Origin of the sequence: Legionella fallonii LLAP-10 (assembly GCF_000953135.1) — a bacterium.
GTDB lineage: Bacteria > Pseudomonadota > Gammaproteobacteria > Legionellales > Legionellaceae > Legionella > Legionella fallonii.
Genome location: NZ_LN614827.1, coordinates 36,017 through 61,502, shown reverse-complemented (window position 1 = coordinate 61,502; position 25,486 = coordinate 36,017). Strand labels below are relative to the sequence as shown.

The window sequence follows — 25,486 nt, the reverse complement described above, 5'->3', positions numbered from 1 at the left end:
CGACTTCGGAACCGTTCGTGCAGATTTTCTCTTCCTTATCCGAAATATTAACTTAATGCTAGGCAAACCAAGGGCGAATGGCCCAGCATACATTGTCTGCTCTCAATTTTGACAAAAGTTTCCAGCCAAAGCCATCCTGTGTTATATTTGCTTTTTAATATTTTTTTCGAGGCTATATGATAAAGAAAACAACAATTGCGGCATTGTGCCTAGCGACATCGCTTCCTGCAGCCGCATTCACCTTCGCTACTGACTTGGGGAAAACCAACTATAAAAAAACCTATTGTGGTAACCAAGAATATTTAGGAAACCCGGGATCGAAGCGACCCCACTTACATTGCAACGCCACGTTTATTGCTTATAAAAAACCCAATGGCGATCATTCTAATATTACTGAAATGGGAAATTGCAGCCGAACTAATGACGTTTTTGATCATATTAAAGCGAACAAAAACTCATTTGCAGATTATCAAGCCATCTATAACGCCCTGGTGTCCTACCATCAAGCGGGCTGCCCTAATCAATAATCACGAGCAGCGCCCATTAAAGCTCTTTGTGGGGCGGTAAGCCCCAGACTTATGGCGCAGCTGCCTTATCTACAACTATAATGTAGTCGTGGAAATAGTGGTCATTGATGTTTGAGTATGACAATGATTAATAAACAATGAAACACCACTGTCAGGGGCACAATCTCTGGGACTTTTACTACCATTATCAGGAATATCCACTGAGGCACCTGCCTCTATAAGCATTTTAATCATTGCTCTATCCCCATTGGCTACCGCTTTATGCAAGGGAGTCTTACCGTCTTTATCCTTGATATCCAAGGAAGCTCCGGCTTTCACTAAGGTACGAGCACAGTCTAGATGCTTCTCTTGAGCCGCCCAATGTAATGCAGTGCGTTCGACAGTCCCATCTTTTTTATTTATCTCGTCACTCGTCATAGACTTAATTAGTACTTTTAGCTCGAATAACCGCCCCCAAGCAGCTGCTCGCCTTAATGCCTGATCATGAACTGGGCTACCGCTCTCTCCTGACTTGCGTAGTGAGGCACAAACATGGGCTAGTTGAATCTGATCATTCGTATTGCGCGAACTATTGAGAAAACCCAGGAGTTTAGGAGCTATCTTTCCACTTGCTTGCGCCACAATATCTTGATTTATCCTGGCCAATCTTAAACTTACTGCATCTATTCGCAACAAATCTTGGGTATGCTCCATATCTACTTTACTAAGCGGTTTATCGGCAAAAAGTAACGTGGAGAGCTCTATGAGCATTTGAGGCATACATCCGACTAAAGAAGAATCGCTTGTAACAATTGACTTCACTGCAATTAAATAAGCTGCCACGAAGTGGGTATTACAAGACAGATCCTGATAATAAGTGAGTTTTCCATCTTGCATTGGTTCAAGAGTACTCGTAATCCCTGTTGATAAAACCAAAGAGCCAGTTGTGCCCGCTACTACTTTACGCATTACCAGATTAGGTAATGATTGATGAAATTGAATTGTTGGGGGACTTTTTTTGAGCGTGGTCAAAGTAGTATCCATCGTATATGCCGTTTCGATTTCTTTTTGTTTACCTAAGAAATCGCCTACAAGAATATATTCATCATGACCTGCTAATTTCATATATTGGGCCATTAATTTGTAGTCTTGTGAACCATTTACTGCATTGACATACATAAACCCATAATTGTCTGTTGGCATAGTGAATGTAGAGGATGGTATGGGAGGTAAGTCACTTGTCTTAGCTATGCTAGGTATACCCAACCGATCTGTGCCTAAACCAGCACTGCCGATTAACATGTCACTATCATTAAAAGATTCGTAAACTCCTGGCTGATCACGCTTAACTTGCATGCGATATAAAGTCTGAGCAAAAATGCTTGAATTGTCTGGTTGGTTCACATTACCCACAAATAAAAATTTACTATCAGGAGACAGTACTCTTTTTACAATGTCTGCTGGCGCATGCTTGCACCGATTAGCATCAATAAATGCCACAACAGTATGCTCAACCGCATCAAATGTTTCCAAAGATGACAGACCAATGCTAGTCCCTTCAACACGAATACGTCCATCGACTGCAGAACCGTATATCTTTTCAAATCGACTTACCCCGTCTAGGGTACTGACTAAAATAACATCAATAGCGGATGAGGTAGTCGCTAATTCACGCACAAGATCCTTTGCGATATTTCCAGCAAAAGCAAAATCACCACTTGCTGAAGTATTAACACAATTGGCATGAATAAGAATAACTTTTCCCATTTTAGGTTCTCACTATAACTTAGAATGGAAATTATTATAAAACCTCAATATTAACAAAATATTAACAAAATACACCTAATTTATACTATATGAAAAAACAATAAGATGATTAATTGTTTTTATGACATATAGCTTGATAAAGATGCTCTATAAGCAGATAACAGAACTCTATCCTTTCTCAAAACGGCCGCCTCTTAAGAATTTATAACCCGTTAAGAGGCCTCATGTCGGGATGTTTTCTGAACAGCCAAATTGATCAAGCCATAGATAAATATTGACCATTGAGACATCCTGTAACAACACCTGGAGTGAAACAACTTCACGATTTCCGGTTATTCACAATAGACCTCATCCGGCGAGTTTCGAAAGAGGCCTAATAAAGATAAAATGCAAAAAAAATAGTATACTTTCAGCCACCTTGGGAAAAACACTTAAAGAAATAATATGGAAGAAGTCACTATTTATCACAACCCTCGCTGTTCTAAGTCAAGACAAACCTTGGAGCTACTCCACAATAAAGGGATTAATCCAGTGGTTGTTGAATACCTCAAGACTCCACTAAATATAGAGCAATTGCAGCAATTACGCGCTCATTTTTCCCTTAAAGACTTTGTGCGTACCGATGAAACTACCTTTAAGGAATTGGGGTTGTCTTTGGATAATGAAGAGCGCATTTTACGGGCTATGGTAAAAGAACCTGTGTTAATGCAACGGCCTATTGTCACCTACAAAAATAAGGCGATCATAGGGCGGCCACCAGAGAATGTATTGGCCTTACTTGATTGAGCATTGAATCGTAGGCCTCATAGAGATTTTAAGCCTTAGCCCCACAATCTCTATGAGGCTATTATAGATTAGTGTTTTGTATCATTACCCAATAACCACTCTCTACTCACCTCAAGCTCATCAGCGATTTTTTGCATGGAGTTGCTATCACAAGCAACAACACCATTGAGCAAGGCTTCAATTTGAAATGGGGGTAATTTAAATAATTTAGAGCACACGTGAACACGCTCAGTCATTAAAGCAGGAACACCAAGCGCATCCAGCTCATAGTTTAAGCGTTCAGTTAGTTTTTTATTTGACATGGTTGTCTCCTCTCGGCTTTTTTATTAGTGTAAAACACTAAAGCTTAAGGATTGATTAACATATAAATTTTTTTACAGGAGTTTTTTAAAAATGATTCATAGTCTAATTAATCATTGTTTTCCAACCCTCATATTTCTTTTTTATCTCATTGTTTTTTTCTCTTTAAGTCGGATAGTTTTTCATTTTAAACATAAAACTTCTAAGAATAGGAAGGATGAAAAAACAGCGAGAGCTATTGTGGGAAGTATTAACAGTTTTTACAGCATTTTTTTAGGATTTGCAGTCTATATCTTATGGTCTAACTATCAGAAATCAAATGAGCTTATCGCCGCTGAAGCAACCAAATTATATGTTATTAGTGAAAGCGCCAAAGCGTTTCCAGCTAAGGTTCAGCAAAATATCATGCAGCATTTAACTCAATATGTTTCATCAATTTTAAATGATGAATTAGTTGCTATGTCTCTTGGCAATGAAAGTCCGCGTACCCAAGATGCCACTGACCAATTATATGCAATCCTTTTGCAATTTAAGCCTGAGAGCTCTATTTCCACTTATTACAACAACACCATTACTTCATTGAATCAAGCCGTCGAGTTTCGTAATCTTCGCCTCACGATGCTTCATACAGGAATCCCCGTTGCCTGGTATATCATTATCTTTGTGGGTGCCTTTTTAGTAGTCGGTATCTACGCCCTAGAAACTGATTTCAAGGGTCGTCACTTTCTTGCTATTCTATGCATTTTTCTTGCTTCCTACATGACAGCGATTACCGTTCTAAGTTTCCCATTCTCAGGCTTTACCAAAGTTTCAGATAAACCATTACAGAAGATGTTTAATAGGCTAACCCATACAAGCAATCAACCTAGTACCGCATAGGATGCTAGGTTCATTGCCTTTATAACGTCTTATATTATCTCTAACGCTAAAGCGATGCCTTGACCGCCGCCGATACAAAGAGAAACGACACCACGTTTAAGGCCATCGCGACGCATGGAATAAATTAACCGGGTGGTTAACACTGCCCCTGTTGCGCCAATGGGATGCCCTAAAGCAACCGCCCCACCCTCAACATTGACGAGCTCTGCTGATAAACCGAGTTCTTTGATTACCGCAAGTGGAACTGCGGCATAGGCTTCATTTATTTCCAGACGTTCAACCTCATTTTGTTGCCAATTGGCGCGAGCAAGTGCTTGCTTTATGGCTGGCGCAGGAGCAATACCAAACATTCCGGGTTCAACGGCACTTATCCCATAAGCCACTAGACGTGCCATTGGTTCCAAACCATGGTGTTGAGCCATATCGGGGGTAGTCACTATCATCGCCGCTGCTCCGCTATTAAGGCCAGGAGAGTTACCCGCAGTTAGAGTTCCATCTTTACGAAAGGCAGCGTTCAATTTTGCTAATTTTTCTAGGGTGGTATCTGGCCGGTTCGCCTCATCTTTGTCAAAGAGGAACACCCCACCTTTACCAGAAAGTTCTATGCCAACAATCTCTTGCACAAAATGGCCAGCCTCCTGAGCTTTTGCAAAACGTTGTTGTGAACGCTCTGCCCAACGATCTTGTTCTTCTCGGCTAATGGCATATTTTGCAATTAAGTCTTCTGTGTGCCAGCCGGAATGCTCTCCAGAAAAAGCATCTTTTAAACCATCACGGAGCATACTGTCATAGATCTCCGCATCCCCCATGCGATACCCCCAACGGCCTCCACCAACCAAATAAGGAGCCAGATCCATATTCTCCATCCCGCCGGCAATAGTTACCTTGGCGGCACCCACAGCAACCTCATGTGCCGCATTAACAATAGCCTGAGCCCCAGAACCGCAAACTCGATTAACTGTTAATGCTGGGGTATGGACGGTCAAACCACCGTTGATCGCTGCTTGACGGGCTGGATTCATCCTATTACCCGCTTGCACCACATTGCCCATGACAACTGAGTCTATTGTTTTTGCATCCATTCCCGTGCGACGCATGATCTCACCAATCACCGCAGCCCCTAATTCAACTGCTGGAGTCTGTTTTAAACTGCCGTTATAAGTGCCAATTGCGGTACGAACTGGAGAGCACAACACGATATCTGATTTAAACATAGCTTCACCCTTCCTTAGATTCTGCATTAATCTTTTAAGAATAGTTAGTGGAGCAATAATCGTCAATGTATCTAGATGATATAGCTATTTTTAGCAACAGAGACATTAGGCTCTTTGCTTTGTCTCAATTTGCTGTTGGCGATCAACTATGCCAACGACGTTGAATAACATTCCAGATAATACAGCGGTGATATCATCAAAAGAAATAACACCCATTAACACTTTATTCTCATTAACGACAGGAAGACGCCTAACCCCTTTCACGCGCATCAATTTAAGGCAATTTAATAAACTCTCATCTTCGTGAACCGTCAATAGTGGGCGAGTAATAATATCTTGTACCGTCAAAGAATCAGCATCAATTCCTTTTGCTACAACTTCTATTACTATATCCCTATCGGTAATAATCCCTCTGGGAATATATTGTCCATTGCGTTCGTCCACAAGCACAATATCACCAACATGGTGTCGACGCATTAGTTCAGCAGCCGCTTTAACTGACTCCTCACCATTCATAGTAATTACATCTTGATTACAATATTCTCCGATTCTCATAATGTCTCCCAATTTGCTCAATTCCCTCACGCAGTCTCATTAGAGTATTCAGATAAGACTCTTTGGAAAAGTAACAATTAAATTATACACCAAACCTGTGCTATTATTGTACAGGCATCTAAAATTAATATCTCTCTTAGGAGACTTTCATGTTCCGTAAAGCTGAACGTAGTGATGAGGCAAATATTCTTGTGCATGCTTTAAATAATCTTGATGAGGACGTCAAAGAAGTTATCATCTTGATTGGCTCTGGTCCGCGAGCTGATGATTCATGGTGTCAAAACATAGTTTTTGATTCGCATAATAAGCATTTGATTATCAATATTGATCCACATTTTGCTGCTGATTTAAAAGAAGGCTTAGTCGTTAATACGGCGGAAAAAAAATATATTGCCATGCGTTTTGATGAAGAAGTTGCCTCCACGATAGCGAGCTCAATCTCTAATTTACTTAGTAAAAATATCAAAGTAGTATTCTGCGATTACAGATCACCTGCTGTTTCCCGGGATGTATATCAGTTAATAACAGCTAACGCAGAGCACTATAATAACCCCAATTCGTCTACAGGCAATCTAATATACCTACAAGGCTATATGCCTTGCTACCCATTTTTTTGGCCCACAGAAGAGCATTTATCCAGTATGGCTGAACGATTTCATTCATCCACCTCGATTATGGCTGAATATTCTACATTCCTTAATAAGCTCAGAACGCTCACCAGTGGTAAGTGGCATGACCTAATTAAATATTTCATGGATAAAGAGGAGGTCTCATTCCCTCTTAGCCATTTTATGCCAGAACATGATAATGGAGTGATTTTTTCTTATGAAAAGGCCATGGAAATCAGCCAAACCCTTGCTGAAAATAGAGCCGAGGCAGAAAGAACAGACTCCCCCAGCTCTAGAACCTAGGTTTTTTAAATCCTATTGCTAGGCTCCTGACATCATCGAGCCTAGCTCATATAAGCAATTAAAATAGAATCATTCCCAATAAAAGAAGATCTCTTAACACAGGGGAAAGAATTGGTATGAGATTGAGTTTTTATTAGTTTTCTATTGTTTTTTATTCGCCTCACCTTTTAGTTTTGCTCAAAGCAATTCACAACCACTAACGACAGTTGATGAAAAGTTCCACACTCTAAAAATAGAGTTGATTTATGCTCAGCCAGAGACAACAAGAGAGTTATCAAAACATAGTATTCTCCAGCATCTTCAGTGACGAGGGCTATAGAAGTGTATTACAATCGTCTACGAAGGTATTCTCTAATGAGTTTAACTGCCTTAGGATTGATTGAGAACAGATAATGACAGCCAGAACTACTGCGCTTTTATTTGCTTTTCTTAAGAGAGATTTATCATAAAATTTAAAATAAAAGCTTACCCCTGTTCTATCGAGCTGGGCACATTGATATCCAGTATTTTCTTTGTTTTATTTTGTAGTTATTCATTTTGGTACAAAATAGCTCTTCTAAAGGATTTGTCTGCTGTACATACCTGGCTTATTTTTTTATATCTAGCCACTGCAATCATAGGGTTGCAATGGTTACTGCTACTATTGGTAATCAATCGTTGGACATATAGATGGCTCATGCCACTTTTATTTCTGATTACTTCACTAGCCGTTTATTTTATCTCAACTTTACATATATACATTGATCCCTCAATGGTTGTTAATGTCCTGAATACTGATCAGCAAGAAAGCAAAGAGTTTTTGCAATGGGGTATTGCACCTTATTTTTTATTTTTAGGAGCTCTTCCTTCTTGGATAGTATGGCAAGTGAAAATAATCCCTAGTAGATTTAGTTATCGAATAAGTATGATTTGTTTATCGCTGTGTATGATTTTGGGCGGAGTATGGGCCTGCGTTTATGATTTTGGACCCATTATTCGAGAGCAAAGACATCTTTTATATTTATGCACACCATTAAATGTAATTTATTCTTCAATAAAGACTTGTTGGAAAACACGCCAAATAAGCAAAGATAAAATAAAGATAGGTGAAGACGCCTACCAAGGTTATCGAACAGCAGCCAGCAAACCGCGAATAATTATTCTTGTAATCGGTGAAACAGTACGTGCATCAAATTGGGGATTGAATAACTATATAAGACAAACCACGCCTGCACTTGCTCAACATAAACTAATTAATTTTTCTCAAGTGACTAGTTGTGGCACTAATACCGCAATTTCAGTACCGTGCATGTTCTCCCCTTATGGCATGCATAGTAATCAACAGCTTATTCAAAATAGCGAATCCTTACTGCATGTTCTAAATAAGGCTAAAATTACTGTGCTATGGCGAGATAATCAGTCAGGATGCCAAGGGGTTTGTAATGGCCTGCCTGTTGAGAAAGTAACAGTAGATGCTTTATGTAAACATGGGCGATGTTTGGATGAAGTATTACTACATCAACTTAAAGAACGTATCCAAGCCCAAAAAAATGATCAAATCATTGTATTACACATGTTGGGAAATCATGGTCCAGCTTACTTTGAGCGATACCCAGAACAATTCAAACGCTGGCAACCCATTTGTGAAACAACGGACTTATCTCGTTGCTCACAAAAATCGATTATAAATACCTATGATAATGCAATTCTCTATACTGACTCGATACTAGCTAACGCAATAGATTTGCTGACTACAATTGAATCGCACGATACAGGATTAATTTATTTATCTGATCATGGAGAGTCATTAGGTGAACACGGCTTATTTTTACACGGATTACCCTATTTTTTAGCTCCTGATGAACAAAAAAAGGTGCCAATGGTTCTGTGGTTATCTCAAGGCCTATTACGGCAATTAAGAATACAAAAAAACTGTTTACATAAAAAACAAGCAGATCCGATTTCTCATGATTATTTATTTTCTACTATATTAGGATTACTCGAGGTTAAAACGAACGTTTATAAAGAAGAATTGGACTTGACTGCATCGTGTCGCGCTCTCTCGTAGATCGAGCACTGAGGCCGAAGATATTAAGTGACTTCGTTTTGTGTAAAGGCTTAAGCTACCTATTTTGTATCCGAAACTAGTTCCTATCATGAAGCGGTTGGATCAATCTCAGAATTGGACTCACCTAAATAAATAAAGTTAGCTCTTGCTGTAGCCATTAATTCTTTAACTTGATGTAAATGTCTTTCCGTGGCGGATGGGGATTGTAAAATACATTCCGAAACACAAAGAGCAAAGAGTAACCGCCGTATTTTCCACACCGTATCTTGAAAAATATCAATCTGCTCTTTAGTTTTCCGACTAATTTTGCCTTCTAACTTTAAATTCTCCGAGCTGATTGCAATAGGTGCGAAATGATGAATGATCTGATCACGCATTTTTTCAATAAAAAGAAACGTATTGGTTTTATTCTGCCGCAAGTTACTTATTTCTCGTATTTTCTTGGTAAAAAAACCGTATAACATCAGTTGGTGAAATAAATAAAGCTTATGTGAATAACGATAGCTTTGGAATAAAAAATAATCGGCAACGGTAACGATAAAAATACCAATTAGAGTACAGGTACCGCGATTAATGACCATTTCCAGCGGACCTTGAGGCGAAGTCACCTCTGTAGTTTGAGCTAACAATAAAAAGACGGTTAAAGTTATAAAAAAAACACTAATATCATAGCGTTTAGTATTTAATGCAGTAATGTTGAGTCCAATAATGGTCAAAATAAAAAGCACGGGAATGAGGCGATAATTTAATTGCAGTAAATAGATTAGCGGAATGAGGATTGCCAATGCAGCAAGGGTACCCCCAATACGATGAATAGAGCGTCTGATAATTAATCCGGGCTCAATTCCTGCACTAATTACGAGTACGGTAAGCAAGATCCACCATCTCTCGGGAATGGTCGAAAATAAATAGAGGAACATAGCCACCATAAAAAGGATGGCTAAATGAATAAATCGAGCCCAATCCAGCTTTCTTTTCAGCTTTTGCGTAGCGCGCATAATTTATTCCAATGGATAAAGGCACGACATAAGCACCCCCAGATATAATGTTGTAATTTAGTTGTAGGTACTACGCCTATATCTGCTAAATCACAATGATTGTAAGCCGCCATATTAAGTCGGAGGGTATGCAGATTATTTTTGACTCCAAGCCAAAAAATCTCATTTTTTTCTTCATAATACAAATTATCTAGAGATAGCTGGATAGAGCGAATGTATACCGCAATACGATAGGTTGGTAATATATATTTCCTACCAACAAGTCGCTGATAATGGCGCACCATTTCAAAATGGATAATTTCCTCTCTAATGGGTTTATTGTGATCATGTTTTATGGAGTTTTCTATATCCTCTTCAAAATACAAAATAAATTTCTGTAAGGCTCTATTCCAAATGGTTAAATATTGGTTAGGAAAAATGCGCAAACAAATTAATGCGGTAATGACAGAAAGGGCTATTGAGGAAATAAAGCCATAAGCAACTTGTAAATTAGCAGGAGGCTCTGTACTCAGAACAATAGCCCCTGTTGCAATGACGAGCATCGTCAGATTTTTTAACGCATAGAAATAACGCAATACTAAAAAATATAAACCCGTGAGTACCGCCACAGAGAAAAAGAAAAATATAACTCGAAAAGGATAAACAAGATAGAAAGAAACACTAACAAACATCATACTGCCACCAATAAAAAGCAGTAACTGCTCTTTTTTTTTAAAACTGGATATTCCTGGTATCTCATAAACAGACATAATAAAAAAAGGAGCGGTAAAGGTAGTAAAGCTTACTGGTAAAAATAGCCAATAGACATAGGTTAGTATTGTGGCTAAAAACACGGCCTTATAAAAGGCAATTCGTTGGATGGCATAAGGATCTACGGTATCAAGCCACTGCTTAAACTTTGACATAGACATAGGCACTTGTTCCAACCCGGAGAGGATATTTAGGATCAACATCAGTTACCCGAATAATCACGGGCAGACGTTGTGGTAATAAGATCCACTGATTTTCGTTAATAACATTTTGCAATTGGGTACGCTCATCAACTAGTTGCCTATTCGCCCCCCAATAATCCGATTCAATTTCTCCATGAAAGACTTTCCTGCCCAGGTACATCCTTGGAAATATTAATACTTTTGTGCCCTTACGCACATCACGTAAGTCGGTTTCGTTAAAATTTGCCTGAATATAGATATTATCTGTGTCCACCAAAGAAAACAGCGGCTGATTGATGTTAACCGGTGTTCCTAAAGTAAAAAATAAATTTTGAATAATGCCATTGCCTTGAGCGTACACATCAGTAAGTTCTAAATTAACTTCGGCATTCTTTAATTTAGCCTCTAGTGATTTAATTTCGTTTCCTTGGGCAGCGATCTGATGGGTGTCAATTTCCAATTGTTTTAAAGAGGCTTGCCATTTATCTTTGGCTGCTTGTGTTTCTTGTTGTGAATTTTGCAAGGTAATAAGCGATACCGATTTTAATCGATATGCTTTGCGGTATTTCTCATCGTCTTGAGCCAACTTAACGTACATCCTGTGCTCATTTTCACTAAGTTTTTGGTCCCGCTCATAGGTCATTTTTAAAGCGGCCAGTTGCGCTTGAGCAACAGCCAGGTCAGCGCTTAATTGTTCCACAGTATAAATGTAGGGTTTCTTGAATACGGTAAATAATTTTTGCCCTTTACGCACCACATCGCCGTTTTTAACATAAAGTCCAGTAATATAACCATTGGCCAGAGCCGCTACAGGGCGCACATTATTGACGACAAAAGCATTATCGGTAAATGGAAATAAAAATGAGAAGAGATAAATAATGGCGGTTAGAATACCGATAAAAATGATAGTATTAGCCGGGGTAACATTACGTTTTAAACGCCGGAAAAACTGCTTAATCTTTGTTCGCACCAAGTCAAAATTTATCATATAAGGCTCAAAATAGAATAACAGACGACATCCTCAATTCGCAGCATATCCACCGGCTAAGTCTTGATACAGAAGGACCAGGGACATTGCTAACTCCAATTTGGCCTGATTGCTAGAAAGGGCCAAGTTATCCAAATATATCTTACTTTGTAGTAATTCTTTATATGAGATCAATCCTGTTTTTAATAAACCTTGCTGCAATTTATATTTATTTCTATAGTCGTTTTCTGCTTGTAGATAAGCAAGGAAACGCTCATTCATCCGTTTGTTTGCAGAATAATCGGTGTCGACTTCTTTTAAAATCTGCCTCAGTGTTTTATTAAATGCAGCAACTGAAGCATTATAAGCTCCTTGACTAGCGGAAATAGTGCCTATATTACTTGGATCAATATTTAAATTAGCATAGGCATCGGTAAACTGGCCAAAAACAGTGTGAGGTACGTGTAATCCACCAACAAATTCATCGAGTTGCAACGCGGGGAAAAAATTAGTGTAGGCAATGGTAATCCCTGTTTTTGCTGCTTTTAATGCATATTCCGCCATTTTTAGATCGGGGCGATTATTTAGCACTTGAGTGGGTAAGTTGCCTGGTTTGAAAAGACTGAAATCCAATTGGGCAAAGTTATTTTTGTTTTTTATACGACCAGGATTTTCATTCACTAAATAATGCAGCGCGTTTTCGCTCGCCACAATATTATGTAATACCGGTTTGATCTGAGCAGCAACTATGCGTTCATCGGAGCGAAGTTGGGCTAAGTCAATGTTATTTTGTAAACCAATCTGAATGTCTTGCTCACTTAAAGTAATTAGCGATTTTAAATCTTTGTTTAACTGTTTTAATAAGCGTAATTGTTCCAACTGTGCCATAAGGGTAAAATAAGATCCGGCCACTTGCCCAATAGTCACTAGTCTTATTCCATCAAGTGCTGCTTGATAATACACTACGTTATAGTTCGCTTGTTTCTGTTGGGAATAAAGCTGCATAATATTTAATGTATAATAAGGCCATGCCCCAAAAAATCCGCCGGGAATACCAAACGCAGGATTAGTGGAATACCCTGCCAAAAATTTTAACGTGGGTATCCAACTCAATTTAACTTGCTGCAATTCACCTTGGGCTTGCTGTAAGTTGCCTATAGCCATATGAATGTCCATATTACTTTTCAAGCCAGCGGCAATTAATCGATTGAGTTCGCGATCATGAAATTGCTGCCACCAGGCGATTTCGGGTAAATTGGCAACCGGTTTATATGCATGCGTGCTTGAAGGAAAAGTCTTTGGCGCAGTAGTAATCTGTTGTTCTACTTTTTTATTGCAACCGAATAACCCTCCCATGAGTACAATAAGGCATATTATTTTTTTGACCATGGGCGCATCTTGTTGAAAATTAACAATTAGAGAATCTGATTCATTATGCTATATGAATCAACACAATCATGATAGTTATTTGATAAAACATAATAATGGGCTTCGCTCCATCGCCTCTCCTCGCGCGTCATCCCCCTTAGCCACGGGCAACAACGTCGGGCAATTTGTTGCCCGACCAATACCTACGTACCACGACCTATCCGGTATCCAGGAGAGTCTAGTCGATGAGCAACCACTCCTAATAAAGAACCAACTCTCTTAATAGCGCCGTGGCATAAGAGCCCGCCGGCAGAGTAAAAGCCAACTCAAGCTGTTGCTCTTGTAGGGTATAGTTTAATTGTTTGATGTGTAAAATATTAGCGCGCCAGCTTTCCTCTAAACCTAATCGCTCCAATCCCGCCAACCAAGGCTGCCAATCACGATAAATGTCTTCAATCAGTTGTAAGGCGGCTCCTTTTACCTTATTTTTTGTTTTCCCAGGTAAAGGACTTGCCGGAGAGATGTCATTCTCTTTAATGCGACGAGTTATCTCCTCATCAACTTCATCAATGACAAAAATACTATTTGAACCACTCAATTGCATCACATCACCCAAAAGGGGGCGATTCCAAGTGGATTCATTCACTCGTTTAGCCAGAATTAAGTTATACAACCAAGAGCGCGCGGCAGAGCAGTACATCCCTTTAAGAAAGCGGTCTTTAACTTTCCGTCCGTTCACTAATAGTTCCTCAGCCTTTAATAAATTACCACCTTCTATGCCAAAACGCTGTTCGCCAAAATAATTGGGTACCCCGGTTATTTTGATCTGTTCTATACGTTGAATGACATCCTCTGGGTTAGAAACATCACGTAACCTCATAACAAAATGGTTACCGGTTAAAAAACCAGGCTTGAGCTTTTTATGATGACGGGTACTTTCTAACACCCGCCATCCCGGTGCAGCCAAAGAATCGACGCCTTCAATATGCTCTCCGGGGGCATGAATACTAAGCCATTGGGTAGTCAATGCTTGGCGATCTTTTAAACCCGCATAACTGATGAGCTTAGCCGGTTTATTAATGAGTCGTGCTAAAGATTTCACGACTTCTTCTGTAGTTAATCCCTTTTTTTCAATTTTAAGGACTATGTGCTCTCCCTGCCCACTAAATTGGCTATCAAAAAACTCATAGACCTGAAAATCGTCAGGCACCGATTTAAAACTCGCAGTAGACTTGGGTTGGCTATAAACCCGTGGCCAATCTATTAAATGCATCGCCAAGATCCTTTAATTAACATCAATGAGACAGAATAGACTTCGCTCCAAGCTCGCGGTGGTGAGGAAAGAAATCTAATGGAGCCTATTATGCCTTAATCAGAAGACAATTAGGTAAAAATTTATTGCTGCAAATTGGCCTATTGCCTTGTTTCCCAAGGATTGGGTCGACTCAACCATTAGAGCCAATAGGCGAGAAAGAGGTCTAATATAAAGATTATAGAGAAAGAACATCAATTGTTACTTGGATTGCTTGTTTAAATAAGATAAAAAATGATCGATGCTTAAAGGCTCCGAAAAATACCATCCCTGTACCATATCACAACTCAACGAACGCATGACTCTCAGTTGCTCCTCTGTTTCGATCCCTTCGGCTACCACCCTTAGTTTTAAGGTTTTTGACATAGCGATAATGCTATTAACAAGACTTAAGTCATTACTGTGATTATTAATCCCTTGAATAAAGGTTTTATCAATTTTTAAACTTTTAAAGGGATAAGAGCGTAAAGAATTTAAGGAAGAATACCTCATACCAAAATCGTCTAACGAGCAATGGATATTCATTTCATTAAGTCTATTTAATTGCGACAAGATAAATTTTGTATCATCAATAAAAGCTGATTCTGTAATCTCAAAAATCAATGACTCTGGAGTCACTCCCATTTCCTCGATAATCATTTTTACTTTATTAACAAAGTCCTTCTGCTTTAATTGCATGGTGGAAATATTGACCGCAATTTTCAGCTCGCTGCTAGTCAACATCTGCCACTCTTTAATTTGCTTGCATACTTTGCGCAATATCCAATAACCCAATTGAATGATTATCCCCGTTTCTTCCGCTATAGGGATAAACTGATCAGGAAGAACATCACCCAAAGTAGAACTATGCCAACGCAGCAAGGCCTCGGCTGCAATCAGTACATTATTTTTAATATCCATGATGGGTTGATAACAAAGGTACAACTCATCCCGAGTTAATGCCTTATAGAGTTCTGTTTTGATCCGAATATAATTAGAACCAACTTCATCCATCGCTCGTGTATAGACAGTCCACGGAGCTTGATGGTGTGTTTTATTGTGATACATTGCCATATCCGCGTTACGCATTAAGGTTTTGGCATCTTTTCCATGCTCAGGAAAAATAGCAATGCCAATGCTAGAAGAAACCATAAGCTCCTTTGATTCAATAACGAAAGGCCGCAAACAGACTTCATAACATTTCTTAGCAATCAGCTCCACATCAGCAACATAATTCAAGTTTTCCAAAATCATCATGAATTCATCGCCACCAATACGAGCAATAGTATCCGTTTGTCTAATAATCGATAAGTAACGCTCGGATAATGCTTTTAATAGCACATCCCCCGCTGCGTGTCCCCATGAGTCATTAATTTGCTTGAACTCATTCAGATCTAAAAATAAAACAGCTAATTTATTTTTATTTAAATACGCATTGGCAATGGCATGCTCTAAGCGATTATAGCCATAAAAGCGGTTAGGTAAATTAGTCAAATTATCATAAGTCGCTTGATACTTGAGCATTTCCTCATAGCTCTTTTTCTGTGAAATATCTTCCATCACCGCTAAATAATGAGTAATGCCTTCACCCTCATCCCGCAATGGAGAAATAATTGCTGAGACCCAGAATAACTCCCCTTGTTTGTTTTTATTTAATAACTCACCACGCCATTCTTGTCCTTGATGCAATTGCTTCCACATGAGTTGATAGGTCTCAGCAGGGGTATGGCCTGACTGTAAGATACGTGGATTCTGCCCTAAAAGTTCTTCAGTACCATAACCAGTTTGCTCTAGAACCTTGGCATTAGCATATTCAATTGTTCCCACTTTATCAGTAATCAAAACCAGAACAGGACTTTGCTCTAAAGCTCGAGTCAATTGTCGAATCACCGCTTGAGAGCGCCTTTGCTCCGTGAGATCTCTAACAATCGCAACGACTAATTTTTCATCTGTAGCCGTAAAAAAACCTAAGTGAACATCAACTGGGAACACCGTGCCATCTTTTCGTTTATGCTTACCCTCCACGGTTACCAGTGTATCTTCTTGTAACGTTATCCACAGTTGTTGTAGTTCTTCCTTAGAAGGGCCAACCTCAACATCCCAAACATACAATTGACGTAGCTCTTCGAGGGTATATCCCAAAGATTTACACGCAGCCTTATTAGTCTCGATAAATAAACCATTTAAATCGTGAATAAAAATGGCATCGGAAGCCGCATTCATCAGATTTCTATAACGCTCTTCACTTACTTTTAGCTGATTGAGATGATTTATCTGCTCAGTAATGTCTTGTTTAATAGCAATATGTTGTTTAATTTGCCCGAGCTCATCGTCAACCACGGGAACAATAACCGTTTGCGCTATCCAGTCGCTGCCATCTTTCTTTCTCGATTTTAACTGGCCACGCCAGATATTACCGGCTTTAAGTTCTTGTTTAATATGCTCAAATAAACGGATGTCTTCTTTAGGTGAGCGTAATAGAGACGCCACCGTCTTATTTAAGGCCTCCACCTCTTTATATAAAGTAATTTTTTCAAAGGCAGGATTAACATATTGAATCACGGCGTCTTCATTGGTAATTTCTACAGAGTCTACTGCCTTTTCCAGTATGATTTTTAATAGTTTTGTTTGCTTTTTATTTAATAAACGCCCTAAACACAAATTAAAAACCCCAAAAAAATCCTTTAAAAAAGGGGTTAAAGGAATTAAATCGTCTTCAGACAGATTGCTCCAAAAACTGAAATAAAATAATGCATTGTTTTCTTGTTCGAGGCAGATATCAACTCGACTGGTAATATCGGATATGGAGTGACCTCCAAGGGCTCGATAACGGATAGCTAAGGGTTGCCACTGTTCTATTCTAGTACGTTCATGCAGTTCTTGTTGCCTATCAAGAGGGAAATCATAGGGGGCAATAATATGAATAGAGTTCGCATCACATCGCCAAAAGCTCATTAATTTATTGTTTAAAGCGGGATATTCATTAATAAGAGTTAAGGTATTTACACTAAAGGAATGCACACACTTACACTCGTGATTGTATGCGATTAATCGACTAAGCAATTCACGTTCGAACTCATAGGTACTTATACTATAATTTTTAGTTCTTTTAGGGAGCAAAGATACCAATTTTTTAATGTGCCCTTTTTTATCTAACATAAATTAGCTACATGGATCATAAAATATAATTATGTACCTTTAAGCTTAGGATCGAATCGAGAAATAATCAAAAAACGGACACATTGTCGTTAATAAAACAACGCGTTTATTACTCACTTTACTGAGTCATTAATGAATAAATACCCATGCCTCAATTGCTAAATTAAGTTCGTCCATAGACCGCTAAGGCGGCCTTAATCGCAGGCCTTTCGTTAACATGTTGGTACCACTCCATTAAATGAGAAAACTGTGTTGCATCAATGGACATCTCATAAAAAAATTGATAACAATATATCCAAGGCCATATTGCCATATCCGCAATAGTATACTCAGAGCCACTTATATAAGGATATTGAGTTAATTGGCGCTCCATCACCCCCATTAAACGCATGCATTCATCAGCATATCGTTTCATTGCATAGGGGACTGGTTCAGGGGCATAACGATGAAAATGGCCGAATTGACCAAACATTGGTCCTATATGGGCTGCCTGAAAATAACACCATTGCAAGACTTTGTATTTATCTTTTAACGCTTTGGGGAGAAATTGCTCATGCTTTTCTGCCAAATACTGCAAAATAGCGACACTTTCAAACAGATATAATTCATTAGATTGATCATACAGAGCAGGTATTTTGTTATTAGGCGAAATTTTTAAAAAATCAGGCTCAAATTGCTCACCTTTAGAAATATCTACCATTTGTACGGTATAGGGTTGTTTTAATTCTTCTAGCATTACGGTAGGTTTAATGCCATTAGGGGTACCAAATGAATAGAGCGTATACATTGAATGTCCTTATTCTAAAAATATTCGTCACACCAAAAACCAACAACTTATGTTACTAGTCAATTTGTTTGGCAAACTCTAAGAGCTTGTTCATTTTTAGTGGAATTAATGAACAAGCTCTTAGAAGAGTATAGCCGATTTTTCTTTTTAGTATATGCTTAAAGAGTAGAAGCCAATTAAAGGAGTGGCCATGAGTTTTGGTAAAAAAGTAGCTATCCTTGGCAGTTCGCGTACCCCATTTGTCAAATCGCAAACCCAGTATTTGGGAAAATCAAATCAAGACTTATTAGGGACTGCCTTAGCTAATCTGATTGATAAAACGCATATTCAAGGTCAATTATTAGGTGATTTAGTTGCTGGTGCAGTAATGAATCATCCTTTTGACTGGAACCTTGCTCGAGAGGTGATATTAGGCAGCACCCTATCGCCAGACACACCTGGTTTAACAATTCAACGAGCCTGTGGCACGGGACTAGAGTCCATCAATATCATCGCCTTAAAAATTGCAAGTGGCCAAATTGCTGTAGGGATAGGTGGCGGAACAGATACCAATTCTGACATTCCCCTTATTGGTCAAAGAACACTGACGCATTTTTTAATCAAATACAAACAGGCAAAAGGGTTTAAAGAACGCTTTGCTGTGCTTAAAAAATTTCGTTTCAATATGTTAAAACCATTATTGCCTGAAGTGCGTGAGCCTAGGACTAAGCTGTCTATGGGAGAACATTGTGAGCTCATGGTTAAGGAATGGCAAATTAGTAGGCAGGCTCAAGATGAGCTTGCCCTACATTCTCATCACAATGCTGCCCTAGCTTACGATGAGGGCTTTTACGATGATTTAATTGTTCCCGTTGCAGGCTTAAAACGCGATGGCATTACCCGTAAGGACACAACCTTACAAAAACTTGCTGGATTAAAAACCGTTTTTGATCGCTCTGATAAGGGTAGTTTAACTGCAGGGAACTCAACTCCTTTAACAGATGGTGCAGCATTAGTGCTTTTAGGCTCTCCCCAATGGGCTAAAACCCATAATTTGGATATTCTCGCCTATTTTGTTGATTGTGAGGTAGCTGCTGTGGATTTTGTTCATGGCGCCGGCCTATTAATGGCACCTACTATAGCGGTAAACCGCTTATTAGCAAGAAACAAGCTAAGCCTTCAAGATTTTGATTACTATGAAATTCATGAAGCCTTTGCAGGGCAGGTGCTTTGTACGTTAAAAGCCTGGGAGTCTGCCGATTATTGCCAAAAAGTACTAGGCCGAGATCAACCTTTAGGTAGTATTGATCTACAAAAAATGAACGTTAAAGGAGGCAGCCTTGCTTTAGGACATCCCTTTGCAGCAACAGGGGGGCGTATCATTGGCGCTGCAGCAAAAATTTTAGCGAATAAAGAGAAAGGTCGGTTATTGATCAGTATATGTACTGCCGGGGGTATGGGGGTAGCTGCAATTATTGAGCGTTAATATATTAAATCTCATCCCTACGTCCCGTGGCTTGTCTGCAGGACGTAGGGAAAACGATTAATGATAGTGCCGCTTCTTAAATAACCTACTTTGCTGTGACCTTTAATTCAACATCAACATTACCTCTTATCGCATTAGAATAAGGACAAACATGGTGCGCTTTGTTAACTAAGGCTTCAGCATCAGCCTGATTCAACCCTTCAACAAAGGCATGCAAAGCAACACCCAATCTAAATCCTTTCTCTGGGGTAGGATATAAAGATACAGTAGCAGTCATTGACGCGTCTTTGAGTGCAATTTTTTCCATTTGAGCTACATAGCGCATAGCACTTTCAAAACAAGCAGCATATCCGGAAGCAAACAATTGCTCTGGATTAGCACCACCGCCCTTTCCACCTAACTCTGGAGGCATAGCTAATTCTAGTTTTAATGTTCCGTCGGCTGTTTCTACATGACCGTTGCGTCCACCATGGGTATGGGCTGTAGTCGAATAAAGTGCGTTCATAGTTTCATTCCTTGAATTTAATTAAGGCAGGAGTTAAAGATAGTCACGATTTAAAATGTTGTCAAATTTATTATCTTATGGACGATTGGCAATATCCCCATGTTGACAAACTAGTCATCAAGACGAGGAGTATTCTATTGAGCTTAACGTGATTCAAATTCTCTCATTGACGCAAGAAAATAATTTACACCCTTTTCAAACCATCAACGGAGACATCCTGATGGTAAACATAATGCTTAATAATCTGCTCTGCTTGGGTGCTGGTTAACGGTTTAGTAATAGCCCCCTCCATGAAGTACTGCTCGCAGTCGTATTTAACAACATCTGCTTCATACCCTGTCAATGCGATTATGGGAACATGATGATCTGTATCTTTTTCCATGCTGCGTAATTGTTTCGCCACGACATATCCAGAAGTATCTTCCAAGCCAATATCCATTAATACTAAGTCATATTTTCCTGGATCAAATAACTTCAAGGCTTTATCACCGGTATCCGCGATGTCCACATGGCAATTTAAACCAGTCAACAAAGCTTTTTCGACATTTTGGGCAATGATATTGTCTTCGATCATTAATATGGTAGGTAGACGCCCATTTTTGACTAAATTGTCGTGAAATTGTCTTTCTTGCTGAGGTTCGGGCTTTAAACGTTCCTCCAGTTTTTTTATCGCACCAATATCAGTTAACACCACGACCATGCCAATCACATTTCTCCCTTCATCAAACATAGGAACTCGATTGGATTTAAAATATAAGGTTTTACCTTTTTCATCGATAATAGGCTGCTCTTCAACGTTAGTACGTGCCTCGCCTGAAAAAATTACCTTCATATCATCCAATCTGAATGTCTCAATACGCTGCTCCTGCCAATGAGCACATTTATCCATTTGCTGATAGGGGGTGCCTTTAAAATCACGTAACTCCTGGATTCCTAATAGATTAACAAAATTATTATTACATCCTATTAAATTACAATTAACGTCAACCCAGTAAACAATATCAGCAAGGGCATTAATGATGTCCATATAATGTTGATGAATCACATCGCTATCCCCTGGATACCTCTTTTCGCGTTTGACGGACATGCTTAATCTCCATGTTTCACTTTCATCAAAATTATAGTACATATTGAACCACTCTGTAGCTCGCAACAAACAAAGCGGAAAGCTAATCTGCAAACCATTAACAATGTGTCTTGTTAACTCTCATTTAATATTAATTTGCTATTATTTATTCAATACAATTATGCTGAGACAAATAATGGCGGTTCTTACACTTTATAGCTATGGCACTAATGAAATTCATGGGGTAACAGCTAACATTATTTCTCAGTTTTCTAGCTCCAGTGCTGAAACCACCCCCAATAAAGTACTCATTATGGATGGTCCTGATCTTTTAGGGCGACAAGTTCCTGTTAATGCTCAACTCGGAGCCGATGAAATAATTACCTGGTTAAAGGAACAAGAAAGCGAACAAAATACAATCAATTTAACTGGATTTAGTCGTGGTTCGGTGATCTGTATCCGTATAGCCAATATTCTAAAAGAAAAACAAAAGGACTTAGAGAAACAGCAAACGCTAAACGAAGACGATGAAAAATTATTAAGCTTATTGAAGAATATCGATTTAAATTTATTTTTAATAGACCCTGTCGCCGGACTTACTGATAAGGGCAATCTTTTTGGCAGAATTATTCCAGACAATGTAAATAATTGCGTCACCATATTGCAAAAGGACGAAAGAAGAAGGGATTTCAAACCCCAAGATATGACACGGATTATCATTGCTGATCCACGTAAGACCAAAGTAAGCATGTTACCTATGTACGGTAATCACTCAGACACCACCAAAATAAAAGATACGCAAATGGATAGTGGCCCCAAATTACTTTGGTATGTGCTGTATCATTTTTTAACCCAATATGGCGCAGAATTCCAAAATAATCAGATACCACAAATTATTTCCTGGGAGCATGAAACCAGTGACTTACCCTCTCTCTCTAGCGCTCAGGAGTTATTAAAAATATTTAGTGCTCATCACGCTCAACGGAATTACTATTTTCAATCAGGCCAGGTGGGTAACAGCTTTTTTGACGGACTCCCCGCACCACGAACGGAAAGAACGTTACAGCAACACACAAAATATTATGTCAGAGACCCTGCGTTTTTTATTAATCAACTAGAACGTGAATTATTCAAAATTGCCTATCCTAGAACATTTAATTATCTCTTTGAAAAGAATGTTTTCGATTCTCGCTTTCCTAACGACAGCCATTGCACCCAAGACCAAGTCATTGAGGAATTACAAAGAATAAATATTAATGATCCCTTGTTATTTAATCGCCTAAGTGTCCGCGGTGTAACAAAAAGCGAAGCCGAAGGTATTTCCCTAAACGCCCCTCGTGGCTATAGGACTTTAGAACCTTGCGCGACCACGCAACAAATATTCCCTCACTTGGCACCGATATCTATAAAAATACAGTCAGAGCAAATGAATAAATTAAATTTACTTGAAATGGAAGTTTATCGCCTCTCGTTTCAATATGAGCGAGAAAAATCGGAGTTTAATTTTGCGGGAAAAAGAGCCCAAGCAGCGAGAACACAACAACTACGTGAAGAAATCAATGACATTGTCAATAATAGTCTTTTAAATGAAGAGAGAACAGAAAACAGAGAGGGCAAATACGAACAAATTCTCGATAAACTAGAACAACATTATAAAGAATTAGCCCAGAGTAACTCAGCCTCTGAGCTAACTCTTATGTTAGAACGAACATTAGCCGATCACCATCGTGTCTATAGTGTAAAACAAACATCCCTGCTCAATCAGATTGTGGTAGGTTTTATTCGTAGTTGTTTCACATTACTTAAATTCTCAGCGGGCTTTGTAGGCCATCTGGGATATGCAGGAGGAGCAATTTTATTTGCAATTGGCTCAGCTCTGGAGAGTATTGGAGCACGAGCTAATGAATTGATAGGTGATCTGGAGTGGAATCCATTAAAAATATTGGCAACTATGGTTGCAACAACAATGGAAATAGTTGGTTGGTTGATAAAAAACAGCTTCGGATTAAAACCTTTAACTGATAGCCTCATTTTGGGTATCAGACAGGCCAGAGATTGGATAATCACAACCATAAACACAACGACTATTAACCGACTAGAATCTCAGACAGTCGATGGACTACTCCTTGTTCTTGATGAACTGCAAGAGGATGCAATGCCCCCCCTAATTTTTGATGCAGAAAAAGAGACCAATGAACTTAGTGAGCAATCGCTGTAAATGTAATGATCTCTCACAGAATCAAATTAACTATCTCAATGTCTTCAAACTCATCATTAATCCAGTTAACATAGATTTCTTAATCTCTTTAACAGAGAATTGCTATGCGAACAACAAGTTTTCTTGATACATTAATTGCCGAAGCGGATAATGCCCTTCGTACCTTAATCCCTCCGCAGAGAAGAACATCAACACGTCGCTCTCCAGCGGCTGAAATTAAAGAAGCCTCACTGTCTTCTTCTACTAAAAAGCACATCGCCGGATTAATGAGAGTCAACCATGCGGGAGAGGTGTGCGCCCAAGCCTTATACCAAGGGCAGGCACTAACGGCACAATTAACACAAATAAAACAACAAATGGCTCAAGCCGCAGCAGAAGAGGTGGATCATCTGGCCTGGTGCGAAGAACGCTTAGACGAATTAGGCAGCAAACCCAGCGTATTAAATCCCTTATGGTATAGTGGCTCTCTAATATTAGGAGCACTAGCTGGTTTGGCAGGAGATAAAATCAGCTTAGGATTTGTAGCCGAGACAGAAAAACAAGTCACCGCTCATTTACAAAAACATTTGCAAGACATTCCCATTGAGGATAAAAAAACCCAGGCTATTCTTGAAATGATGCAAGATGATGAGGAGTTTCATGCAACTCAAGCAATACAAGCAGGGGGGATAGAGCTTCCTTATGTCATCAAACAAGTGATGAGTGCTATTTCTAAATTAATGACTAAAAGCAGTTACTACATATAATCAGGAAGATTACGATTGGACAGCAATACTTCATTTATCCTTTTTGTCATTTTTATCGCATTCATTTTTGAGTTCATCAATGGCTTTCATGATGCAGCCAATTCTATCGCTACTATTGTCACCACTGGGGTTTTAACCCCCAGGCAGGCGGTATTGTGGGCCGCTTTTTTTAATTTTATTGCTTTTCTTATTTTTAATTTAATGGTGGCTAAAACTATAGGTAATGGGCTAGTCGATACCAGTCTCGTTGATGCACGGTTTATCTTGGCCGCTCTTATAGGAGCTATTTTTTGGAATTTAATTACCTGGTATTACGGCTTGCCCTCAAGCTCATCTCACGCATTGATCGGCGGCCTGGCTGGGGCAGCCATAGCAAAAGGAGGTTTTTCCTCGCTTAAATTATCCGGTTTTGCCAAAGTAGCTATAGGTATTTTTTTATCACCAACGCTAGGATTAGTTATCGGTTTACTGTTCACCTTTTTTTTAACCAAGTTACTTAGACGATATAGTGAGGAACAGCTCAATAAATTATTTAAAGGCTTTCAATTAGCTTCATCAGCCCTGCTCAGCCTAACGCATGGCGGTAATGATGCACAAAAAACCATGGGTATTATCGCCGTTTTGCTTTTTTCTGCTTCATGGCTTGATGGGCCATTTTATGTTCCATTTTGGGTGGTTATTTCTTGTCATGCGATTATAGCTCTTGGCACTCTGGTTGGCGGATGGCGTATAGTCCATACTATGGGTGTGAAAATAACCAAGTTGAACACAATGAAAGGTTGTGCGGCTGAAACAGGATCGGCGCTGACTATTTTTACAGCAACAGAATGGGGTATTCCTGTTTCAACGACGCACACAGTAACCGGAGCTATTGCTGGCGTAGGTCTACTTAGTGGCATTGACGGAACCCATTGGAAGGTTTTAAGAAGGATTTTTCTCTCTTGGCTATTGACCATCCCTGCAGCAGCAATGGTTTCTGCAGGAATGATGCTGTATTGTATTTAATCGATCACTATCCA

22 protein-coding genes are annotated in these 25,486 nt (G+C 39.1%); 9 read left to right on the top strand and 13 right to left on the bottom strand.

The features are described 5' to 3' along the window. The first annotated feature begins 176 nt into the window (after nt 1–176). On the top strand, nt 177–527 hold the full coding sequence (locus tag LFA_RS00250; protein ID WP_157010235.1) for a hypothetical protein: 351 nt from the start codon (nt 177–179) through the stop codon (nt 525–527). Nucleotides 528–602: 75 nt separating this feature from the next. On the opposite strand, the gene ankY is transcribed toward LFA_RS00250, so the two are convergent. After that, nucleotides 603–2,273 (bottom strand): Dot/Icm T4SS effector AnkY/LegA9, encoded by a 1,671-nt coding sequence (gene ankY, locus LFA_RS00245; protein WP_045094410.1) that lies wholly within the window; start codon nt 2,271–2,273, stop codon nt 603–605. 444 nt (nt 2,274–2,717) lie between these two features. On the opposite strand from ankY, the gene arsC reads away from it, so the two are divergent. Further along, nucleotides 2,718–3,059, top strand: a complete 342-nt coding sequence (gene arsC, locus LFA_RS00240) for an arsenate reductase (glutaredoxin) (RefSeq protein WP_045094409.1) — start codon at nt 2,718–2,720, stop codon at nt 3,057–3,059. Nucleotides 3,060–3,127: 68 nt separating this feature from the next. On the opposite strand, the gene LFA_RS00235 is transcribed toward arsC, so the two are convergent. Continuing rightward, entirely contained in the window at nt 3,128–3,361 is a 234-nt protein-coding gene (locus tag LFA_RS00235) for a hypothetical protein (protein ID WP_045094408.1), read from the bottom strand. 91 nt (nt 3,362–3,452) lie between these two features. Here LFA_RS00235 and LFA_RS00230 point away from each other — a divergent pair, with 91 nt between their 5' ends. Next, nucleotides 3,453–4,238: a bestrophin-like domain gene (locus LFA_RS00230; RefSeq protein ID WP_045094407.1), complete on the top strand. Its 786-nt coding sequence runs from the start codon at nt 3,453–3,455 to the stop codon at nt 4,236–4,238. Between the two features lie 29 nt (nt 4,239–4,267). Here LFA_RS00230 and LFA_RS00225 read toward each other — a convergent pair whose 3' ends face one another. Continuing rightward, nucleotides 4,268–5,452 (bottom strand): thiolase family protein, encoded by a 1,185-nt coding sequence (locus tag LFA_RS00225; RefSeq protein WP_045094406.1) that lies wholly within the window; start codon nt 5,450–5,452, stop codon nt 4,268–4,270. A gap of 105 nt (nt 5,453–5,557) precedes the next feature. Beyond that, nucleotides 5,558–6,007 carry a CBS domain-containing protein gene (locus LFA_RS00220; RefSeq protein ID WP_045094405.1) on the bottom strand — a complete coding sequence of 150 codons (450 nt, stop codon included), beginning with the start codon at nt 6,005–6,007 and terminating at the stop codon, nt 5,558–5,560. Nucleotides 6,008–6,156: 149 nt separating this feature from the next. Between LFA_RS00220 and LFA_RS00215 the strand changes: the two genes are divergently transcribed. Together LFA_RS00215 and LFA_RS00210 are read left to right on the top strand one after the other, a co-directional pair. Further along, a complete protein-coding gene (locus tag LFA_RS00215; RefSeq protein WP_045094404.1) occupies nt 6,157–6,918 on the top strand; it encodes a hypothetical protein in 762 nt (253 codons plus the stop codon). A gap of 493 nt (nt 6,919–7,411) precedes the next feature. Then, complete coding sequence (locus LFA_RS00210; RefSeq protein WP_231865879.1) at nt 7,412–8,965, top strand: phosphoethanolamine transferase; 1,554 nt, start codon at nt 7,412–7,414, stop codon at nt 8,963–8,965. A gap of 86 nt (nt 8,966–9,051) precedes the next feature. On the opposite strand, the gene LFA_RS00205 is transcribed toward LFA_RS00210, so the two are convergent. The 7 genes from LFA_RS00205 to LFA_RS00175 all read right to left on the bottom strand — a co-directional run bounded on the left by LFA_RS00205 (nt 9,052) and on the right by LFA_RS00175 (nt 18,467). Continuing rightward, nucleotides 9,052–9,963, bottom strand: a complete 912-nt coding sequence (locus LFA_RS00205; RefSeq protein WP_045094402.1) for an FUSC family protein — start codon at nt 9,961–9,963, stop codon at nt 9,052–9,054. Then, on the bottom strand, nt 9,942–10,874 hold the full coding sequence (locus LFA_RS00200) for a hypothetical protein (RefSeq protein WP_045094401.1): 933 nt from the start codon (nt 10,872–10,874) through the stop codon (nt 9,942–9,944). Before LFA_RS00200 ends, LFA_RS00205 begins: the two co-directional genes overlap by 22 nt. Beyond that, nucleotides 10,855–11,883 (bottom strand): HlyD family secretion protein, encoded by a 1,029-nt coding sequence (locus tag LFA_RS00195; protein ID WP_045094400.1) that lies wholly within the window; start codon nt 11,881–11,883, stop codon nt 10,855–10,857. The genes LFA_RS00200 and LFA_RS00195 overlap by 20 nt, the downstream gene beginning before the upstream one ends. 33 nt (nt 11,884–11,916) lie before the next feature. Next, nucleotides 11,917–13,251, bottom strand: coding sequence for a TolC family protein (locus LFA_RS00190; RefSeq protein ID WP_045094399.1), 1,335 nt, complete (start codon nt 13,249–13,251; stop codon nt 11,917–11,919). A gap of 238 nt (nt 13,252–13,489) precedes the next feature. Beyond that, nucleotides 13,490–14,503: a tRNA pseudouridine(13) synthase TruD gene (gene truD, locus LFA_RS00185; RefSeq protein WP_045094398.1), complete on the bottom strand. Its 1,014-nt coding sequence runs from the start codon at nt 14,501–14,503 to the stop codon at nt 13,490–13,492. A 240-nt stretch (nt 14,504–14,743) separates the two neighbouring features. Continuing rightward, the gene (locus LFA_RS00180) at nt 14,744–17,680 is read right to left on the bottom strand and encodes a sensor domain-containing protein (RefSeq protein ID WP_084602067.1); all 2,937 of its coding nucleotides are present in this window, start codon (nt 17,678–17,680) and stop codon (nt 14,744–14,746) included. Between the two features lie 163 nt (nt 17,681–17,843). Next, nucleotides 17,844–18,467 carry a glutathione S-transferase N-terminal domain-containing protein gene (locus LFA_RS00175; protein ID WP_045094397.1) on the bottom strand — a complete coding sequence of 208 codons (624 nt, stop codon included), beginning with the start codon at nt 18,465–18,467 and terminating at the stop codon, nt 17,844–17,846. 190 nt (nt 18,468–18,657) lie between these two features. Here LFA_RS00175 and LFA_RS00170 point away from each other — a divergent pair, with 190 nt between their 5' ends. After that, nucleotides 18,658–19,932, top strand: a complete 1,275-nt coding sequence (locus LFA_RS00170; RefSeq protein ID WP_045094396.1) for an acetyl-CoA C-acetyltransferase — start codon at nt 18,658–18,660, stop codon at nt 19,930–19,932. A gap of 85 nt (nt 19,933–20,017) precedes the next feature. Here the strand turns inward: LFA_RS00170 and LFA_RS00165 are convergent, their stop codons facing one another. Beyond that, nucleotides 20,018–20,437, bottom strand: a complete 420-nt coding sequence (locus LFA_RS00165; RefSeq protein WP_045094395.1) for an organic hydroperoxide resistance protein — start codon at nt 20,435–20,437, stop codon at nt 20,018–20,020. Between the two features lie 184 nt (nt 20,438–20,621). After that, complete coding sequence (locus LFA_RS00160; protein ID WP_045094394.1) at nt 20,622–21,524, bottom strand: response regulator; 903 nt, start codon at nt 21,522–21,524, stop codon at nt 20,622–20,624. A gap of 175 nt (nt 21,525–21,699) precedes the next feature. On the opposite strand from LFA_RS00160, the gene LFA_RS00155 reads away from it, so the two are divergent. From LFA_RS00155 to LFA_RS00145, 3 genes are all read left to right on the top strand, one after another. Next, nucleotides 21,700–23,721 carry a DUF5621 domain-containing protein gene (locus tag LFA_RS00155; protein WP_045094393.1) on the top strand — a complete coding sequence of 674 codons (2,022 nt, stop codon included), beginning with the start codon at nt 21,700–21,702 and terminating at the stop codon, nt 23,719–23,721. A 104-nt stretch (nt 23,722–23,825) separates the two neighbouring features. After that, entirely contained in the window at nt 23,826–24,467 is a 642-nt protein-coding gene (gene coq7, locus LFA_RS00150) for a 2-polyprenyl-3-methyl-6-methoxy-1,4-benzoquinone monooxygenase (protein ID WP_045094392.1), read from the top strand. A 15-nt stretch (nt 24,468–24,482) separates the two neighbouring features. Continuing rightward, nucleotides 24,483–25,472: an inorganic phosphate transporter gene (locus LFA_RS00145; protein ID WP_045094391.1), complete on the top strand. Its 990-nt coding sequence runs from the start codon at nt 24,483–24,485 to the stop codon at nt 25,470–25,472. The last annotated feature ends 14 nt before the right edge of the window (nt 25,473–25,486 follow it).

Bases quoted from the DNA above. Each gene is read 5' to 3' on its own strand.
- truD (WP_045094398.1), bottom strand. From the start codon at position 14,503: ATGCATTTAATAGATTGGCCACGGGTTTATAGCCAACCCAAGTCTACT.
- LFA_RS00175 (WP_045094397.1), bottom strand. From the start codon at position 18,467: ATGTATACGCTCTATTCATTTGGTACCCCTAATGGCATTAAACCTACC.
- LFA_RS00205 (WP_045094402.1), bottom strand. From the start codon at position 9,963: ATGCGCGCTACGCAAAAGCTGAAAAGAAAGCTGGATTGGGCTCGATTT.
- ankY (WP_045094410.1), bottom strand. From the start codon at position 2,273: ATGGGAAAAGTTATTCTTATTCATGCCAATTGTGTTAATACTTCAGCA.
- LFA_RS00215 (WP_045094404.1), top strand. From the start codon at position 6,157: ATGTTCCGTAAAGCTGAACGTAGTGATGAGGCAAATATTCTTGTGCAT.
- LFA_RS00230 (WP_045094407.1), top strand. From the start codon at position 3,453: ATGATTCATAGTCTAATTAATCATTGTTTTCCAACCCTCATATTTCTT.
- LFA_RS00200 (WP_045094401.1), bottom strand. From the start codon at position 10,874: ATGTCTATGTCAAAGTTTAAGCAGTGGCTTGATACCGTAGATCCTTAT.
- arsC (WP_045094409.1), top strand. From the start codon at position 2,718: ATGGAAGAAGTCACTATTTATCACAACCCTCGCTGTTCTAAGTCAAGA.
- LFA_RS00250 (WP_157010235.1), top strand. From the start codon at position 177: ATGATAAAGAAAACAACAATTGCGGCATTGTGCCTAGCGACATCGCTT.
- LFA_RS00155 (WP_045094393.1), top strand. From the start codon at position 21,700: ATGGCGGTTCTTACACTTTATAGCTATGGCACTAATGAAATTCATGGG.
- LFA_RS00180 (WP_084602067.1), bottom strand. From the start codon at position 17,680: ATGTTAGATAAAAAAGGGCACATTAAAAAATTGGTATCTTTGCTCCCT.
- LFA_RS00195 (WP_045094400.1), bottom strand. From the start codon at position 11,883: ATGATAAATTTTGACTTGGTGCGAACAAAGATTAAGCAGTTTTTCCGG.
- LFA_RS00220 (WP_045094405.1), bottom strand. From the start codon at position 6,007: ATGAGAATCGGAGAATATTGTAATCAAGATGTAATTACTATGAATGGT.
- LFA_RS00235 (WP_045094408.1), bottom strand. From the start codon at position 3,361: ATGTCAAATAAAAAACTAACTGAACGCTTAAACTATGAGCTGGATGCG.
- LFA_RS00160 (WP_045094394.1), bottom strand. From the start codon at position 21,524: ATGTCCGTCAAACGCGAAAAGAGGTATCCAGGGGATAGCGATGTGATT.
- coq7 (WP_045094392.1), top strand. From the start codon at position 23,826: ATGCGAACAACAAGTTTTCTTGATACATTAATTGCCGAAGCGGATAAT.
- LFA_RS00190 (WP_045094399.1), bottom strand. From the start codon at position 13,251: ATGGTCAAAAAAATAATATGCCTTATTGTACTCATGGGAGGGTTATTC.
- LFA_RS00225 (WP_045094406.1), bottom strand. From the start codon at position 5,452: ATGTTTAAATCAGATATCGTGTTGTGCTCTCCAGTTCGTACCGCAATT.
- LFA_RS00170 (WP_045094396.1), top strand. From the start codon at position 18,658: ATGAGTTTTGGTAAAAAAGTAGCTATCCTTGGCAGTTCGCGTACCCCA.
- LFA_RS00165 (WP_045094395.1), bottom strand. From the start codon at position 20,437: ATGAACGCACTTTATTCGACTACAGCCCATACCCATGGTGGACGCAAC.